Source organism: Planctomonas sp. JC2975 (genome assembly GCF_012985205.1).
Lineage (GTDB): Bacteria > Actinomycetota > Actinomycetes > Actinomycetales > Microbacteriaceae > Humibacter.
In genome coordinates, this window is record NZ_JABEKS010000001.1 from 1,042,373 (window position 1) to 1,058,832 (window position 16,460).

At 65.6% G+C, this 16,460-nt stretch carries 13 protein-coding genes; 5 read left to right on the top strand and 8 right to left on the bottom strand.

Annotated elements, in window-relative coordinates; translation table 11 throughout:
• Together fdxA and HII28_RS04860 are read right to left on the bottom strand one after the other, a co-directional pair.
• On the bottom strand, positions 1-321 hold the full coding sequence (gene fdxA / locus HII28_RS04855) for a ferredoxin (RefSeq protein WP_170024377.1): 321 nt from the start codon (positions 319-321) through the stop codon (positions 1-3).
• Positions 322-471: 150 nt separating this feature from the next.
• Positions 472-837: a DUF6113 family protein gene (locus tag HII28_RS04860; RefSeq protein ID WP_170024378.1), complete on the bottom strand. Its 366-nt coding sequence runs from the start codon at positions 835-837 to the stop codon at positions 472-474.
• Between the two features lie 132 nt (positions 838-969).
• Between HII28_RS04860 and efeU the strand changes: the two genes are divergently transcribed.
• Genes efeU through efeB form a run of 3 tightly spaced genes read left to right on the top strand, consistent with a single transcriptional unit; the run spans position 970 to position 5,226 of the window.
• A complete protein-coding gene (efeU, locus tag HII28_RS04865) occupies positions 970-2,592 on the top strand; it encodes an iron uptake transporter permease EfeU (RefSeq protein ID WP_170024379.1) in 1,623 nt (540 codons plus the stop codon).
• Positions 2,579-3,811 carry an iron uptake system protein EfeO gene (efeO, locus tag HII28_RS04870; RefSeq protein ID WP_170024380.1) on the top strand — a complete coding sequence of 411 codons (1,233 nt, stop codon included), beginning with the start codon at positions 2,579-2,581 and terminating at the stop codon, positions 3,809-3,811. Before efeU ends, efeO begins: the two co-directional genes overlap by 14 nt.
• Positions 3,808-5,226, top strand: a complete 1,419-nt coding sequence (efeB, locus tag HII28_RS04875; RefSeq protein WP_170024381.1) for an iron uptake transporter deferrochelatase/peroxidase subunit — start codon at positions 3,808-3,810, stop codon at positions 5,224-5,226. Before efeO ends, efeB begins: the two co-directional genes overlap by 4 nt.
• A gap of 52 nt (positions 5,227-5,278) precedes the next feature.
• On the opposite strand, the gene HII28_RS04880 is transcribed toward efeB, so the two are convergent.
• The 3 genes from HII28_RS04880 to HII28_RS04890 form a co-directional block, all read right to left on the bottom strand.
• Positions 5,279-5,722: a hypothetical protein gene (locus HII28_RS04880; RefSeq protein ID WP_170024382.1), complete on the bottom strand. Its 444-nt coding sequence runs from the start codon at positions 5,720-5,722 to the stop codon at positions 5,279-5,281.
• A gap of 173 nt (positions 5,723-5,895) precedes the next feature.
• Positions 5,896-7,806: a translational GTPase TypA gene (typA, locus tag HII28_RS04885; protein ID WP_170024383.1), complete on the bottom strand. Its 1,911-nt coding sequence runs from the start codon at positions 7,804-7,806 to the stop codon at positions 5,896-5,898.
• A 149-nt stretch (positions 7,807-7,955) separates the two neighbouring features.
• Complete coding sequence (locus tag HII28_RS04890) at positions 7,956-9,656, bottom strand: ABC transporter ATP-binding protein (RefSeq protein WP_346769189.1); 1,701 nt, start codon at positions 9,654-9,656, stop codon at positions 7,956-7,958.
• 45 nt (positions 9,657-9,701) lie between these two features.
• Here HII28_RS04890 and HII28_RS04895 point away from each other — a divergent pair, with 45 nt between their 5' ends.
• A complete protein-coding gene (locus HII28_RS04895; protein WP_170024384.1) occupies positions 9,702-10,313 on the top strand; it encodes a PH domain-containing protein in 612 nt (203 codons plus the stop codon).
• A gap of 25 nt (positions 10,314-10,338) precedes the next feature.
• On the opposite strand, the gene HII28_RS04900 is transcribed toward HII28_RS04895, so the two are convergent.
• The 3 genes from HII28_RS04900 to HII28_RS04910 form a co-directional block, all read right to left on the bottom strand.
• A complete protein-coding gene (locus HII28_RS04900) occupies positions 10,339-11,460 on the bottom strand; it encodes an ABC transporter permease (RefSeq protein WP_170024385.1) in 1,122 nt (373 codons plus the stop codon).
• Positions 11,457-12,989 carry an ABC transporter permease gene (locus HII28_RS04905; protein WP_170025960.1) on the bottom strand — a complete coding sequence of 511 codons (1,533 nt, stop codon included), beginning with the start codon at positions 12,987-12,989 and terminating at the stop codon, positions 11,457-11,459. Before HII28_RS04905 ends, HII28_RS04900 begins: the two co-directional genes overlap by 4 nt.
• Before the next feature lie 221 nt (positions 12,990-13,210).
• Positions 13,211-15,013, bottom strand: a complete 1,803-nt coding sequence (locus HII28_RS04910; protein ID WP_170024386.1) for an ABC transporter family substrate-binding protein — start codon at positions 15,011-15,013, stop codon at positions 13,211-13,213.
• 313 nt (positions 15,014-15,326) lie between these two features.
• On the opposite strand from HII28_RS04910, the gene HII28_RS04915 reads away from it, so the two are divergent.
• Positions 15,327-16,157, top strand: coding sequence for a CPBP family intramembrane glutamic endopeptidase (locus HII28_RS04915; RefSeq protein ID WP_170024387.1), 831 nt, complete (start codon positions 15,327-15,329; stop codon positions 16,155-16,157).
• Positions 16,158-16,460: the final 303 nt, after the last annotated feature.

Genomic DNA, 16,460 nt, shown 5'->3' on the forward strand with positions numbered 1-16,460 from the left:
TCAGTGGACCTGCGGCGGAAGCGCTGCCACGAGCTGGTGGTCCTTCGCGATCACGCCCACCTTGGCCGCGCCACCCGGGGATCCGATGTCATCGAAGAACTCGACGTTGGCGCGGTAGTAGTCGCTCCACACGTCGGGCAGGTCGTCTTCGTAGTAGATGGCCTCGACGGGGCAGACGGGCTCGCACGCTCCGCAGTCCACGCATTCGTCGGGATGGATATAGAGGCTTCGTTCACCTTCGTAGATGCAGTCCACCGGACATTCATCCACACAGGCGCGGTCCTTGACATCCACACAGGGCAGGGCGATGACGTACGTCACTTCTCGAATGACTCCCTTCGGGCTCGCGCGAGCGCCCATTCAGTCTAGGGCGTGCGCCACCGGCCACCCGTCGCGCTTTGCCACACACCGTCACACTGCGACGTGGCCTCTGCCGCACGTCCCGGCACGCTGCGACGTGCCGTCGTGGCATCAGGCCTCGCGCTGCGGCTGCCTCGGGCGCGGCCAGGCGACGACGATCAGGGAGATGGCAACGGCGCCGCCCATCCACGTCCAGCCGATCACGCTCGAGGTGATGAGCACGGATCCACCGAAGCTCTTCTGCGAGAGCACTCCGATGGCCACCAGTGCACCGATCGCGGCGCAGAGCGCGTACAGCCTGCTGTCGCTGAGCAGACGGATGCCGACCAGCAGGCATCCGAGCGCCGCAAGGGCCACGACGATGCCCCACGGCAGTTGCGCTGTGCCGATCGTCGAGCTGTGCACGAGGGTGCCCAGCGTGCCGAAGACGATGCCGAGGATCCCAACGAGGACGGCATTGAGCACGCGGATCAGCATGCGCTCATCCTAAGGCGGGCGACCGGCGTCGCCCGAGGTCATCGAGTGGACACCGGCGTCGCTCGCGGATACAGTCGACCTGGGTAAGGTTAGCCTTACCGAAATCCCTCCACTCGACACGAAGGCTCCGCTGTGCTCGCAACGCTCGTGATCGGTCTTCGCGAAGGCCTCGAGGCCGCTCTCATCGTCGGCATCATCGCCGCATTCCTGAAACGCAACGGGGCGTCTCTGCGCCCGATGTGGCTCGGCGTCAGCGCGGCCCTCGCGCTGAGCATCGCGGTGGGCGTCATCCTGCAGGCGATCGAGGCGAGCCTCCCGCAGGCCGGTCAAGAAGCGATGGAGGCCATCGTCGGGGCCGTGGCCGTGGTGTTCGTCACGACCATGATCGTGTGGATGAAGAAGCACTCCCGCGGCATGAAGAAGGAGCTGGAGAAGGAAGCGGCGGCCGCGCTCGGCAACGGAACCACGTGGGCTCTGGCGGGAATGGCGTTCCTCGCCGTGCTCAAGGAGGGCTTCGAGACCTCGGTCTTCCTGCTCGCCACGTTCCAGGCATCCGCCAACGCGCTCTACGCCGCTCTCGGTGCGGTCATCGGCATCGCCATCTCGGTCGGAATCGGCATCGGCATCTACTCCGGAGGCGTGCGCCTCAACCTCTCGCGGTTCTTCACCGTCACGGGCGTGTTCCTTGTCTTCGTCGCCGGTGGCCTGGTCGTCAGCACCCTGCGCAGCGCACACGCCGCCGGTCTCTTCGACTTCGGCCAGCAGCCCACCGTCGACCTCTCCTGGTTGACACCCACCGGTTCTGTGCAGTCGGCGCTGTTGACCGGCGTGCTGGGAATCCCCGCGGATCCGCGGGTGATCGAGGTCGTCGCCTGGCTGCTCTACGTGGTGCCGGTGCTCGCGTACTCCGTGTGGCCGCAGCGACTCCGACCCAAGGGAGCCGCCGTGCCTCGCGTGCTGTTCGGCTCCGCGGCGGCGCTCGGCGCGGCGGCGATCGTGCTCGTCCTCGCCGTTCCCGCCGGCGGACAGGCGGATGTGGCCGCCTCCGCGCCGCTCACGAGCGGTGGCACCGCACGAATCGGCACGGCCAACGGACACGCCACACTCAGCGTGACCGTTCCCGAAGCGCGGTACCTGTTCGGATCCTCAACGGCGACGACCCACGCGGGCGCCGATCGTGCCTGGGCTCTGAGCGCGACGACCCATCCGACCGGCCGACCGTCGACGGTGAGCCTCGACGACCTGGTTGACCTGTCGGGCGGGCGCATCCCCGTCGGCGTGAACCAGGCGACCGCGCCCGGTCCATACGATGCGCAGTGGACGACGACCGCGAGCGTCACCGCCTATACCGTGGGCGACGGACTCGTGGATGCCGCGAACACGTCCCGCACCGTCCTCACCATCTCCGGCGGCGGCCTGAGCGCACCGCGTTCCTTCGCCGTCCCGGACGGCAACGCTTCGTGGTCGGTGAAGGCCGGCCACGTGACGGCGGCTACAGCGTCCATCGATGCTGCACGGGCATCCGCGCGCGAAGCCGTGCTGTGGAAGCTCTGGTTGCCGCTGGTGCTGCTGATCGCCGCGGTGTGGCTCGCGGTCGCCGGCATCCGCTCCCGAAAGTCGCTCCGGGTCACCGACGCCCCGGCACCGAACGCCGCCGATCCGACGGCACAGCCGACGTCGTCCGCGACGCCGTCTCCGGCGCAGTCCCCCACCCAGATCCCGACCCCCAGGAGCAAGACCTATGCAGCCAAGTAGCCGCCGACGCATCAGCACCGGCCTGGCCACTGCGGCAGCGCTCGTCAGCGCCGCCCTCTTCCTCTCCGGATGCTCCGGCACAGCGAGCGACGACGTCGCGCAGCAATCGGCATCCGGCGCCGCGCATGTGAAGATCACGCTCGCGAACGACGGATCGGGCGACGCGTGCACGCTCGACCACACGTCGGCGCCTGCCGGCCCGATCACGTTCACCGTCGAGAACACGAGCGCCACAGGGATCACCGAGCTGGAGCTGCAGAGCGACCAGAAGATCATCGGCGAGAAGGAGAACCTGGCCCCCGGTCTCAAGCCGGTCAGCTTCACCTTGACGCTCGGCGGCGGCAAGTACACGGTCTACTGCCCCGGCGCGGACAAAGAGAACCAGGCCTTCACGGTGACCGGCAAGGCGACTCCGACCAAGACCGGAAGCGTGCAGACCCTGCTGTCGCAGGGCGCCAAGGAGTACGCCACCTACGTCGACGACCAGCTCGCCGGCCTGCAGCAGGGAGTCGCGACGCTCAAGGAGGCGGTCGACTCCGGCGATGTGGCGAGTGCGGAGACGGCGTTCGGCCAGGCCCGCCACTACTACGAGCGCATCGAGACCGACGTCGACGGGTTCGTCGTGCCGGGCACGAAGGCCAACGACAACTCGGGCAACCTCGACTACCTCATCGACATGCGCGCCTCGAACCTCGACCCCGCTGTCGGCTGGCACGGATTCCACGCCATCGAGCGCGACCTCTGGCAGGGCGGCGCCATCACGGACAGCACCAAGAGCCTCGCTGCCGAGCTGCAGACGAACGTCACGACGCTCGCCGGGCTCGCCAAGAAGCTGAGCTACAAGCCCGAGGATCTCGCCAACGGCGCTGCCGGCCTTCTCGAAGAGGTGCAGTCCTCGAAGATCAAGGGCGAAGAGGAGGCGTACAGCCACACCGACCTCGCCGACTTCGCCGCGAACGTCGAAGGCGCCCAGCAGGCGTTCGAGTACCTCAAGCCAGGGCTCACCAAGATCGACTCGACGCTCACCTCCACGATCGAGACCCAGTTCCAGCGAGTGAACGCCATGCTCGACGGATACCGCGATGCCTCGGCCGTCGGCGGCTACACGCCGTACACGCCCGCCCTGCGGGCATCCGACGCCAACAAGCTGAGCCAGGGCGTGCAGGCGCTGCAGGATCCGCTGTCCCGCCTCGCGGAGAAGGTCGCGACCGCACAATGACGGATGCTCCGCCTTCCCCCGCAGACGACGGCACCCCGCGCGGCCACCAGGCATCCGCCGCTGACGCCGCGTCCGGCCGAGACGACGTCGTGCACGAGAGTGACGCCGGGCGGCCGGGCGTCACGGATCCGTCGTCCCGCACCGACCAGCCCGGTCAGGATCGATCGTCCGGCTCTGACCGCGAGGAGCGCTTGAGCCGTCGAGGCCTCTTCGCGATGGGCGCCGGCGGGCTCGCGGTCGGCGCACTGGCCGGGGTGGGCGGAACGCTCGCCGTGCAGGCGCTCACACCCAAGGACGAGGGCGACGCCATCGATGCGGCGCTCAGCTACCCGTTCTACGGCGGAGGCCACCAGGCCGGCGTGCGAACCGAGCCACAGCGCCACTGCGTCTACATGACGTTCGACATCGATCCCGGCACGACGGCGACCGACCTCCAGTCGCTCCTCGCACGGTGGTCGGCAGGGATCGCGCAGCTCATGCAGGGCAAGCCGGTCGGCCTGGTGCAGCCCAACCGGCCGGATGCCGTGCCGCAGGACACCGGCGAAGCCGCTGACCTCAGCCCCAACGCGCTGACCGTCACGCTGGGCCTCGGCCCTGGCGTCTTCGACGAACGGTTCGGGCTGAAGGCCAAGAAGCCGAAGCTGCTCGAGCATTTGCCGGCTCTGCCGAGCGACACGCTGCAGGCGGAGCTCACCGGCGGCGATCTCAGTCTGCAGGCGTGCGCCGAGGATCCGCAGGTGGCATACCACGCCATCCGCGACCTGGCGCGCATCGGCCGCGGCACTGCGAGCACCCGCTGGACGGTCATGGGCTTCGGACGAGCCTCAGCCGGCCCGAACCAGACCACCCCGCGCAACCTGATGGGCTTCAAGGACGGCACCCGTAACATCCGCACCGACGACGAGTTCGACGAGTTCGTCTGGGTCGACGACAGCGACTGGATGTCGGGCGGCACGTATCAGGTCGCACGGAAGATCCAGATGAACGTCGAGATCTGGGACGCCGACCGCATCAGCGATCAGCAGAACGTCTTCGGCCGCAGCAAGTCGGAGGGCGCCCCGCTGAGCGGGACGAAGGAATTCGACACACCCGACTTCGCGAAGACCGAGAGCGGAGCGCACGTCATCCCGCAGAACTCGCACGTGGCGCTGGCTGCTCACGAGAACAACGGCGGCATCAAGATCCTGCGTCGCTCCTACAACTACACGGACGGCATCAACCAGTACGGTCAGCTCGATGCGGGGCTGCTCTTCCTGGCGTACATGAACGACCCGGCACACTTCGTGACGCTCCAGAGCAAGCTCGGCTCATTCGACCGGCTCAAGGAGTACGTCTCGCACATCGGATCAGCGGTGTTCGCCGTTCCGCCCGCAGCGGAGCCCGGGCACTACTTGGCGGAGAAGCTCTTCGACTGAGCGGCGCGTTCTTGCGCGCTAGACACTGCGCGCAAGACACTGCGCATCGGCGTCACTTCTTCTCCGTCACGGTGTAGTTGGCGATCCAGCCTTTATCGTCATCCTTCGTGACGACGACGAGCACCGTGTAGGGATCCTTCCGGAACGACTCGGATCCGCCGTTCTCGCCGGAGTGGTCCAGATTCTGCTGGAATCCGGCGTCGGTGATCTGCTTCGCTATGGCGTCCAACGCATCGGCGCCGCCCACCTTGATCGTGACGTTCCAGATCTTGCCGTTGGTCGACCCTGCCGACACGCCGTAAAGAACCTGCCCGTGCGCGAGCGGGACCTCCGAGGGGAAGTCGGACGGCACGGCGTGCGCTCCGACCTTGACGCTGCCGTGGGTGATGTTCCGCACCAGCGTCTGCACGCTGCAGCCCGACAACGCAGCCGTGGATCCGAACACCAACGCGATCGCCAATGGCACAGCGACCGCGGCGCGACGAATTCCGCTCATGATGACTCCCGACCCGAGACGCGTCGGCACGCATCTCACCGGTACGGTAACGCTCCACAACGGGAGGTCATGAGAAATCCCAAGAAAATCTCAAGAAACAGGACGAGCGGATGCCGCCCTCGCGCCCCAGAGGCAGCCCGTGACCCGAGCCGGGACGCGACTCCGCCCGCGATTCAGGCCTGCGACTCGCGCTTGAGGCGTGCGGCGGCCCGCCCGCGAAGCTGGGCGTCGAGCTCGACCTTGCGGATGCGCACCATCTCGGGCGTCACCTCAACGCACTCGTCCTCGCGAGCGAACTCGAGGCACTCCTCGAGTGTCAGCTGCCGCGACGGCGTCATCGACTCGAAGTTGTCGGCCGTCGACTGCCGCATGTTGGTGAGCTTCTTCTCCTTGGTGATGTTCACGTCCATGTCGTCAGCACGCGAGTTCTCGCCGACGACCATGCCCTCGTAGACCTCTTCCGTCGGATTCACGAAGAAGGTCATGCGCTCCTGAAGCGCGATGATCGCGAAAGGCGTCACCACGCCGGCACGGTCAGCGACGATCGAGCCGTTGCTCCGCGTGACGATGGCCCCGGCCCACTCGCCGTAGCCGTGGGAGATGCCGTTGGAGATGCCGGTGCCCCTGGTGATCGTCAGGAACTCGGTGCGGAAGCCGATGAGGCCGCGCGACGGAACGACGAACTCCATGCGCACCCAGCCCGTGCCGTGGTTCGACATGTTCTCCATGCGTCCCTTGCGGGCAGCGAGCAGCTGGGTGATCGCGCCGAGGTACTCCTCCGGCGCGTCGATCGTCAGGTGCTCGTACGGCTCCTGCACCTTGCCGTCGACCCGCTTGGTCACCACCTGCGGCTTGCCGACGGTCAGCTCGAAGCCTTCGCGGCGCATCTGCTCGACGAGGATGGCCAGTGCCAGTTCACCGCGGCCCTGCACCTCCCAGGCATCCGGACGCCCGATGTCGAGCACGCGAAGCGAGACGTTGCCGACCAGCTCGCGGTCCAGGCGATCCTTGACCATGCGCGCCGTGAGCTTGTGACCCTTCACCTTGCCGACGAGCGGAGATGTGTTCGTGCCGATCGTCATCGAGATCGCGGGGTCGTCGACATGGATGGCGGGCAGCGGACGCACGTCGTCCGGGTCGGCGAGCGTGTCGCCGATCATGATGTCCGCGAATCCGGCCACGGCGACGATGTCGCCCGGGCCGGCGCTCTCGGCCGGATACCGGTCCAATGCCTTCGTGATCAGCAGCTCGGTGACCCGCACGTTGTGCACGTCGCCGTCGTGGCGCACCCAGGCGACCGTCTGGCCCTTCTTGATGGTGCCGTTGAACACGCGGAGCAGCGCGAGACGGCCGAGGAACGGCGAGGCATCCAGGTTGGTGACGTGAGCCTGCAGCGGCGCCTCGTCGTCATAGGTCGGCGCCGGGATGTGCGTCAGGATCGCGTCGAACAGCGGCTCGAGATCGTCGCTGTCCGGCAGCTCGCCGTTCGCCGGCTGCGTCGAGGATGCGCGCCCGGCCTTGCCGGACGCGTAGACCACCGGCACGTCGAGGATCGCGTCGAGGTCGAGGTCCGGCACATCGTCTGCAAGGTCGGATGCCAGGCCGAGCAGAAGGTCCTGGCTCTCGTGCACGACCTCCTGGATGCGCGCATCCGGTCGGTCCGTCTTGTTCACCGCGAGAATGACGGGCAGCTTCGCCTCGAGCGCCTTGCGCAGCACGAAGCGGGTCTGCGGCAGGGGACCCTCCGAAGCGTCGACCAGCAGCACGACACCGTCCACCATGGACAGGCCGCGCTCGACCTCACCGCCGAAATCCGCGTGGCCGGGGGTGTCGATCACGTTGATGGTGATCGGCGTGCCGTTCGCGTGCTTGCCCTTGTACGAGATCGCCGTGTTCTTGGCGAGGATCGTGATGCCCTTTTCACGCTCCAGCTCGTTCGAGTCCATCGCACGCTCTTCGACGTGCGCGTGCTCGGCGAACGAGTGCGTCTGGTTCAGCATGGCGTCGACGAGCGTCGTCTTGCCGTGGTCGACGTGGGCGACGATGGCGACGTTCCGCAGATCGTCGCGGTTGCGGATGGCCATGGCGGTATTCCTCGCGTGCAGGTATGGATGGATGCCTTCCCGCGACGGCGCGGTCAGACTGAAGTGGAATGCCCTGACGTCTCGCGGCGCAAGACACGGTCGCCGTCAGCGACGCCGGGCAGGACGAACGGGCGGAAGAAGCCCGCCCCTCAGTCTACCGAATCGATTCCGAGCAGTTCTGCACGCTGCTGACGGCGCTCGCGCTGAAGCCTGGGATCCGGCAGCGGAACGGCCGAGATGAGCTTCTGCGTGTACTCGTCCTTCGGGTTGCGCAGCACCTGGTCCTTCGTGCCCTGCTCCACCAGACGCCCGTTGTGCATCACGATGATGCGGTGCGCCAGCACGTCGACGACGCCGAGGTCGTGAGTGATGAAGAGGCACGCGAACTGGAGCTCCTGCTGCAGGGTCTGCAGCAGATCGAGGAATCGTGCCTGCACCGACACGTCGAGTGCCGAGGTCGGCTCGTCGGCGATCAACAGTGGCGGACGCAACGCCAGCGCCCTGGCGATTCCCACGCGCTGGCGCTGACCACCCGAGAGCTCGTGCGGGTAGCGGTTGCGGAACGACCGCGGCAGCTCAACCTCGTCAAGCAGGGCCTCGACGCGCTTGTCGAGCGCCTTGCCGCGGGCATGGCCGCCGAGTCGCAGTGGTTCGCCGATGCTCTCGCCGATCGGGATGCGCGGATTCAGCGACGAACCCGGATCCTGGAAGACGATGCCGATCTTGCGACGCAGCGCACGCAGGTTCTTGGCGCTGACCTTGGCCATGTCGGTTCCCGCGATGGTGAGCGCGCCCGAGTGCACCGGGAGCAGGCCGACGGCCGTGCGGCCGATCGTGCTCTTGCCGGATCCGGACTCGCCGACGAGCCCTACGACCTCGCCGGGATACACCTCGAAGCTGACGCCGTCCACGGCGCGGAAAGCCGGAATGCGGCCGCGCTTCGGGTACTCGATCGCGACATCGTCGAACTTGAGAACGGGAGCGCCCTCGCGCGGCACGGTCTCCACCTCGACGTCGGCGGTCGGGTCGAGGCTCAGACGCGGAACGGCCGCAAGGAGCTGACGGGTATAAGGATGCTTGGGCTCCTCGAACACCTCGATGATGTCCCCGGACTCGACGATGCGCCCGTCCTTCATCACGACGATCTTGTCGGCGAGATCGGCCACCACGCCCATGTCGTGGGTGATCAGAACCACGGCGCTGTCCATCTTCGAACGCAAGTTGCGGAGCAGGTCGAGGATTTCCGCCTGCACCGTCACGTCGAGCGCCGTCGTCGGCTCGTCCGCGATCAGGAGCTTGGGATCGCACGAGATCGACATGGCGATCATGGCGCGCTGCCGCTGTCCGCCGGAGAGCTGGTGCGGATACTTGTCGATCGCCGTCGTCGGATTCGGCATCTCGACCATCTCGAGCAGCTCGAGGGCGCGAGCCTTGGCATCCGCGGGCGTCATCGCCTTGTGGATACGCAACATCTCGGTGATCTGGAACCCGATCGTGTACACCGGGTTCAATGCGGTCATCGGCTCCTGGAAGATGACCGCGATATCCTCACCGCGCAGCCGACGCAGGTGAGCGGGCGAGATGCGGCTGATGTCGCGGCCGCTGAACTCGATCGTGCCGCTCACGCGGCCGTTCGACGGGAGCAGGCCGAGCAGAGCCATCGAGCTCGAGCTCTTGCCGGATCCGGACTCGCCGACGATGGCGAGCACCTCCCCCGGCATGACCTCGTAGTTCATGTCGATGGCGGCCGGGTACCACGTTCCGTCGACCCAGAAGTCGACGCCGAGGTCCTCGATCTTGAGCACGGGCTTCAAGCCCGCCCGTGCCTGCGTGAGTGTCGTGTCTGTCACGAGAACTGAAATCCTTTCCCCAGGGCCCTATGCCACCATTGAGCGGTGATCGAGCCCGTTGTCCTTCGCCCGCGATTCGGCCAGGTTCTGTGCGTGGCCGTCTGGGCGATAATCGTGGTCTGCCTGGTATCGCTGGCGATGGTGGGAGATGGTGGCAAGAGCCTCCGCTTCGCCCCGGCCTTCCTGCTCGTCGCGTACCTGTGCTGGATGCTCTATTGGGCGCCCGCCGTGAAGTTGGATGCCGCTGGCGTGAGCCTGGTCAACATCGCGCGAACCGTGCGCATCACCTGGCCTGCGATCGCGACGGTCGAGACGAAGTACGCCTTGACCATCCTTACGGCGAGCGGGAAGTTCACCGCCTGGGCGGCTCCCGGACCGAGCCGGTTCACGACGTACCGCGCCAGCCGCTCCGATCTCTCGAAGCTGCCGGAGAGCACGTACGGTGCCGGCGGAAGCGTCGGCATCGGCGATGTGCCCAACTCCGATTCCGGAGCCGCCGCGCTTCGCGTGCGACGCGCCTGGGCTCAGCTGCAGGCTGCCGGTCACCTCGACTCCGGCACCGTTGAAGGCACGGGAGTCGAGGTGACGTGGCACCGCTGGCAGTTGATCGTGCTCGCCGCGCTCGTGCTGCTCACGCTGGCCGGCATCCTGATCTGAGATCGAGTAACTCATCGTACGAATCTCAGGCGAGCGCCCTTGCGGCCTTCTCGCGCGCCGCTGACTTCGCCTGGCGCGCCTTGCGGTTGAGCAGTCGCCGCTGACGCGGGTCGAACGCATCGCGCAGTCCGTCACCGATGAAGTTGATCGTCAGCGCGATGACCACGATGAACGAGCCCGTCCACCAGAACAGCCACGGACGCGTGTTGAACGAGTTCTGGTACAGGCCCATCAGGCTTCCCAGCGACACGTCGGGCTGCTGGACGCCGAGTCCGAGGTAGCTCAAGGCCGCCTCGAGCAAGATCGCAGCCGCCATCGTCAGCGTCGCGGAGACGATGATCACACCCGCAGCGTTCGGGAGGATGTGCTTGAACATGATGCGACTATTCGATGCACCCGCGACTTTGGCCGCGTCAACGAACTCGCGCTCGCGCAGTGCGAGCACCTCACCGCGCACGAGTCGAGCGAGCGATGTCCAGAGCAGCAGACCGAGGATCAACGCGAACACGAAGGATCCGGCCCCCACCGCGTAGTGACCGACGATCGCGGCCAGCAGGATGAGCGGGACGATGATCACCATGTCGGTGAAGCGCATCAGCAGCGAGTCGACCCAACCACCGAAGTAGCCGGCTGCGGCACCGAGGACGGCACCGATCGTGGTCGAGACCGCGCCGATCACCACGATGATCATGACGGTCTGCTGGATGCCGCGCATCACCTCTGCGAACACGTCGCGGCCGACCTCGTCCTGCCCGAACGGATGCTCACCGAGGCTGAAGGGCCACAGCGTGAGGGTCGGCTGCGTGTTGTTGACGATCGGGTTGATCTCCGCCCACGTGTACTTCCACCAACCGTGGATGTGCAGGCCGAGTGCGTCGATCCCCACGGAGCTGAAGGCCAGGATGACCACGAGCACCAAGATCACCAAGGAGATCATGGCGCCCTTGTGCCGGATGAAACGACGGAAGATGATCCGTCCCTGGCTGAGCCCCTCGACCTCCTTCATCTCGATCGCGTTCTCGGAGTGCTCGACACCGGGCAGGTCGAGTTCCCGCTCGACGTCGTCGCCGCTGGGAAAGGTCGAGTCGCTGCGCGCGTGCGGCGGCTCGTGGAGGGCCTTGGTTTCTTCTGATTCTGATTCGGTCATGCGGAAACTCGGATTCGTGGGTCGAGGGAGGAGTAGACGACGTCGGCGAGCGCGTTGAACACGATCGTCGCGATGCCCACCACGAGGAAGACGCCCATCACCACGTTGACATCGGTGATGTTGATCGCCCCCTGGAACAGTGCTCCCATTCCCTGCCAGTTGAACACCGTCTCGGTCACGACGGCGCCACCGATCAGGGCGCCGAAGTCGAGAGTGATGATCGTGACGATCGGGATAAGGGCGTTGCGGAACGCGTGGCGGACCACGACAGTGCGTTCGGTCAGACCCTTCGATCGCGCGGTGCGGATGTAGTCCTGGTTCATCACGTCGAGCATGCTCGCGCGAGCGTAGCGGCTGTATGCGGCCAGCGACGCGAGCATGAGCGCGAGGGTCGGCAGCAGCAGGTGCGTGAACTGATCGATGCCGGTGATCCAGAAATCACCGGAGAGACCAGGAGTGACCGAGCCGATCGTCGCGATCGGACGACCGTTCGCCGACGAGCTGTTCGCATAGACGTTCCATGCCTGCATGTACCGGTCGAGCGCCGTCACCGCGGCCATCAGGAACGCCGTGATCGCCGCGGTACGGGCCGATGCCCAACGATCATGTCCGCCGTAGAGCCAGCCGACGAGGATGCCGACGCCGACTGCCACGATGCCGAGCAGGATGAACAGCCAGAGGCTCATGTACGGGAACAGGTACTGCAGTGGGTAGTACAGCGCGGCACCGATCGCGACGACTGTCAGCGACGAGTACAACGACTTGCGATTCTCCAGACCCGTTGACACCGCTGTCACCAGGAACGCGAATCCGACGCTGAGAAGCGTCACCACCACGATGCCCAGTCCTGGATCGTCGAACCATCTCGTCGCTGAGATGAACGCGAGAACCGCTCCGGTCGCAACCGTGGCGATACCGAAGACGATGAGTCTTTGTTTCGCATTCCCGCCGATGATCCCGAGCCAGACGATGCCGGACACGAGGGAGAGGACAACTATCACTACCGGCCCGATCACGGGGTTGGCCAGGAAGTTGTTGAAGCCGATTGCGACGTACTGCTTGAGCATCACGGCGAGCCAGAAGATCGGCAGGGAGAAGAAGAGGAATGAGAGGAACGTTGCGCCGTAGTCGTACGCGGTGTACTGGCGCAGCGCCGTCGTGATCCCGATGAGAACACCGAAGATGATGGCGATTACGGCGGCCGTGGTGACCAGCTGCAGGGTCGCCCACATGGCGGAGCCGAGCTCATCGGTGACCGGCTGGCCGTTGATGGCGTAGCCGAGGGTGAAGTGCCCGACGAATCCCTGAAGGATGCCGCCGAGCCAAATGAAGTACCGCAGGAACGGTGACACGTCGAGGTGGAGCAGCTCTACACGTTGCTCGATGAGCAGCTCCTTGTTCTTCGCGTGACTCTGCAGAAGGTCCTGCAGAGGGTTGCCCGAAAAACAGGTGAGCACATAAACGATGTAGGAGGCGACGGCCAACACCACCAACGAGGCGAAGAACCTCCTGGTGAGGAATGCGACCATGGACAGGCCTTTCTTGGTCATTCGGCACGCGGGCGCGCGGTAGCGCGCTCGATGCGAGCCGGTCATCCAAAACGTACTCCGGCCAGCCTGGGTGGTCACCGTGCGGAATCGGTTTTCGCTGGGGTCACCAGCGCCGATTGCTCGCGAACGGGGCGCCGAAGCAGGTTGTCTGCCTCGGCGCCCCTGTTCTCGATGACCTCAGCCGGTCAGCGCACGAGAACTTACTTCGAGGGCGTGGACTTGGAGGAGTGCTCCGAGGTCCATTCGAAGTAGTTCCAGAACACCGTCACGTTGATCGGGTTGTCCTTCACGTTGGCGACCTTGTCGGACCACGCGGTGACATCCGGGAACTGGAAGATCGTCACGCCAGGAGCATCGGCCCAGGCGTTCTTGTCGATCTCGGCGAGGATCTTGTTGTTGTCAGCCTCAGTGCCAGTGCTCGTCTCGAGCTTCTTCCACAGTGCATCGGAAGCCGTGTTGGAGTAGCCCTGGTAGTTGGACTGTCCACCGGTCTGGAATGCGGCCTGGTTGCCCGTGTAGGCAAGGCTGGTGAACTGCCACGCGAAGATCGACGCGTCGTAGGAGCCGTTGCCCAGGTTGGTGAAGAAGTCCTCACCGGGGCTGCCTGCGTCTGCGACCGTGATGCCGGCCTGAGCAGCCGAGTCGCGGATCAGGGCGAACTCGCTGGTACGACGCGGGTTGTCGTTCGGGTAGGCGAACTTGACCGTCAGGTTGGAGACGCCGGCCTTGGCCAGCAGGTCCTTGGCACCCTGGATGTCGACCTTGTCGTACGCGCTCGCGCCGTTGTTCGCGACCGACTCGTCATAGCCAGCGGCACCCGGCAGGAAGAACTGCGAGTCGTCGAGCTTGGCGTTCGGGTTGAGCGGCTTGATCAGCTTGTCGACGATCTCCTGACGCGGGATGGTCTTCAGGAAGGCCTCGCGAACCTCGAGGGCCTTCGTGGCGTCTCCGCCGTAGGTCTTCGGGTCGAACGGGCCACCGTTGTCCATCGTCAGGTCGACGTGCTCGTAGCTGGACTCCGAGGTGTTGGTCACCTTGACGCCGGTCAGCTTGTCCAGCGCCTCGACGGTGTCAGTGGTGGCCTGGCCGGAGATGATGTCGACCTCGCCATTCTGGAGCGCCTGAACCTGCGCGGTCTGGTCCGGGATGAAGCGCACCGTGAGGGTGTCGATCTTCGGGATCGGGCCCGCGGTGTAGTCGGGGTTGCGCGTCAGGGTGATGTACTGGTTCTTCACGAACGAGGACACCTGGTAGGGGCCGTCGCTGACGAGCAGCTTCTTGTCGCTCGGCATGCTCGTGACGTTCCACTTGGTGCTCCACGCCTTGGCGAGCGCCGTGATCGTGGCGGTGTCGTTGTCCTGGATCGCCTTGATGACGGCCTTGTCGGCGTCAGCGTTCGAGATCTTCTTGTCCGGGTACGCCTCCTGGTACACGATGTGCGCCGGAAGCGTCGGGGTCAGGAGGGAGACCTCCCAGTCGACATAGGGCTTCGCGAAGGTCGTGATGACCGTCTTCGAGTCCTTGACGGTCGGGACCTTCTCGATGTTGTCGAGGCCGGTACCGGCGTTGACATTGTTGAAGTTCGCGCCGCTCTTGGCGTTGTTGTACTTGCTGATGCTCGAGGCCCACTGCAGCAGGATGTCGGCCGCGTTCACCGGGTCGCCGTCGCTCCACTTGGCGTTGTCGCTCAGCGTGTACTTGATGGTCAGCGGGCTGCTCGACGTCTTCTCGTAGGTGCCGAACTTGGTGTTCTTCACCAGCTTGGGCGTGGCGTCGTAGTAGTTGAAGCCGAAACCGCCACCGGTGAGGTAGGCGATGTTCGAGTTGTAGGTGCTGTACTGATTCGAGATGAGATTGTTCAGAGTCGTCACGGCCGAGTTCTGAGCGATCGACAGCGATGTCTTCTCACTGAGTTCACTCTGCTTGGGTGCAGAGCACCCCGCGAGGACGACGCCGGCGGCAGCCACTGCTGCCAAGGCGACGACTGCTCGTCTGAGTTTCACTTTTCCTCCTGTGGGGGTTTTCGCACACGACGATCCAACGCGATCGCGGCGCGAGAGATAGAAGAAAGATAAACATCCGTCCCTCAGCGGGCAAACCGGCAGCACAAACTGTTACAGGCTAGAAACCATCGCAACGGATTGTTGCGCGGCGAACGCGAGCGGCGCGGAAATCCGTCGCGATCTGCAACATCTGAGCAATCTTGAGTGATGCTCATTATTGGTCGATCCGTACTCCCCGATCAGATCCCTGCCTGGGCCCCGTAGACGCTCCGCGCGGCCGCACCGTGAGACCTCGCGTGGGAGGATGTCTGCCATGGCAGAGGGGGCGGCGCGGACCGCAGAACCACGGGCATCCTTCCCTCTCGAGACAGTCGTCCCACGCGGGCAGCGCACCAAGCTGTGGTGGGAAGTCGCGATCGTGCTCGGCTTGTCGCTCGGGCAGTCGGCCGTGTACTCGATCCTCACGATCGTGCAGCGCCTTGCAGCGCCGACCCCGCTGAAGGACCAGAGCGCAGAGGTCAACCAGTCGCAATCGCCGACGCCGTGGCTGGACTTCACATACCAGGCGCTCGACATCGTCTTCGCCTTGATGGCCGTGGCCCTCGTCATCTACCTACTCTGGCGCCCTCAGCAGACGGGGTTCAGACGCATCGGACTCGACTGGTCGCGGCCATGGCGCGACCTGGGTTCCGGAGCGCTGCTGTTCGCCGTCATCGGCGTGCCGGGGCTCGGGTTCTACGCCTTGAGCCGGGTGTTCGGCATCACCGTCTCGGTCGGTACGTGGCCGGATCCGTCCTACTGGTGGACGGCAGGGATGCTCCTGCTCAGCGCCGTGCGCGCCGCGCTGCAAGAAGAGGTCATCATGATCGGCTACCTCTTCGCGCGTCTCAAGCAGCTGGGCTGGAATTCGTGGTGGGTGATCATCGCCTCCGCGCTCGTGCGCGGCAGCTATCACCTCTATCAGGGCATCGGACCGTTCTTCGGCAACGCCGTCATGGGAGTCGTCTTCGGCTGGTGCTACCGCCGGTGGGGACGGACTGCACCGCTCGTCGTCGCGCACAGCTTGCTCGACATCGTGTCGTTCATCGGGTACCCGATCGCCGTCGCGCTGTGGCCCGGTGTCTTCGGTCAGACGAAGTCCTGACGCCAAGCCGGCTACCCAGCGCTCACCACATTCTCCGGAGCCCGGAGCGCGCTCCCCTTCCGCGAGAGTGCCCGTTTCTCCGCCCGAAAGTGCGTGTTTCCGTTCGCGGAGGTGCCCGTTCTGCTTTCGCGTGTGCACCGTCCAGCGCCGATACGGGCAGGTTCGGGAGCACGAACGGGCGCCCTCGAAAGGAGAGACGAGCACCCTCGGGAGAAGAAACGGGCACTTTCGGGCGGAGAAACGGGCACGCTCGGGAGGAGAAACGGGGACGCTCAGGAGGATGGGCGAGCGATCGCGGCTTGA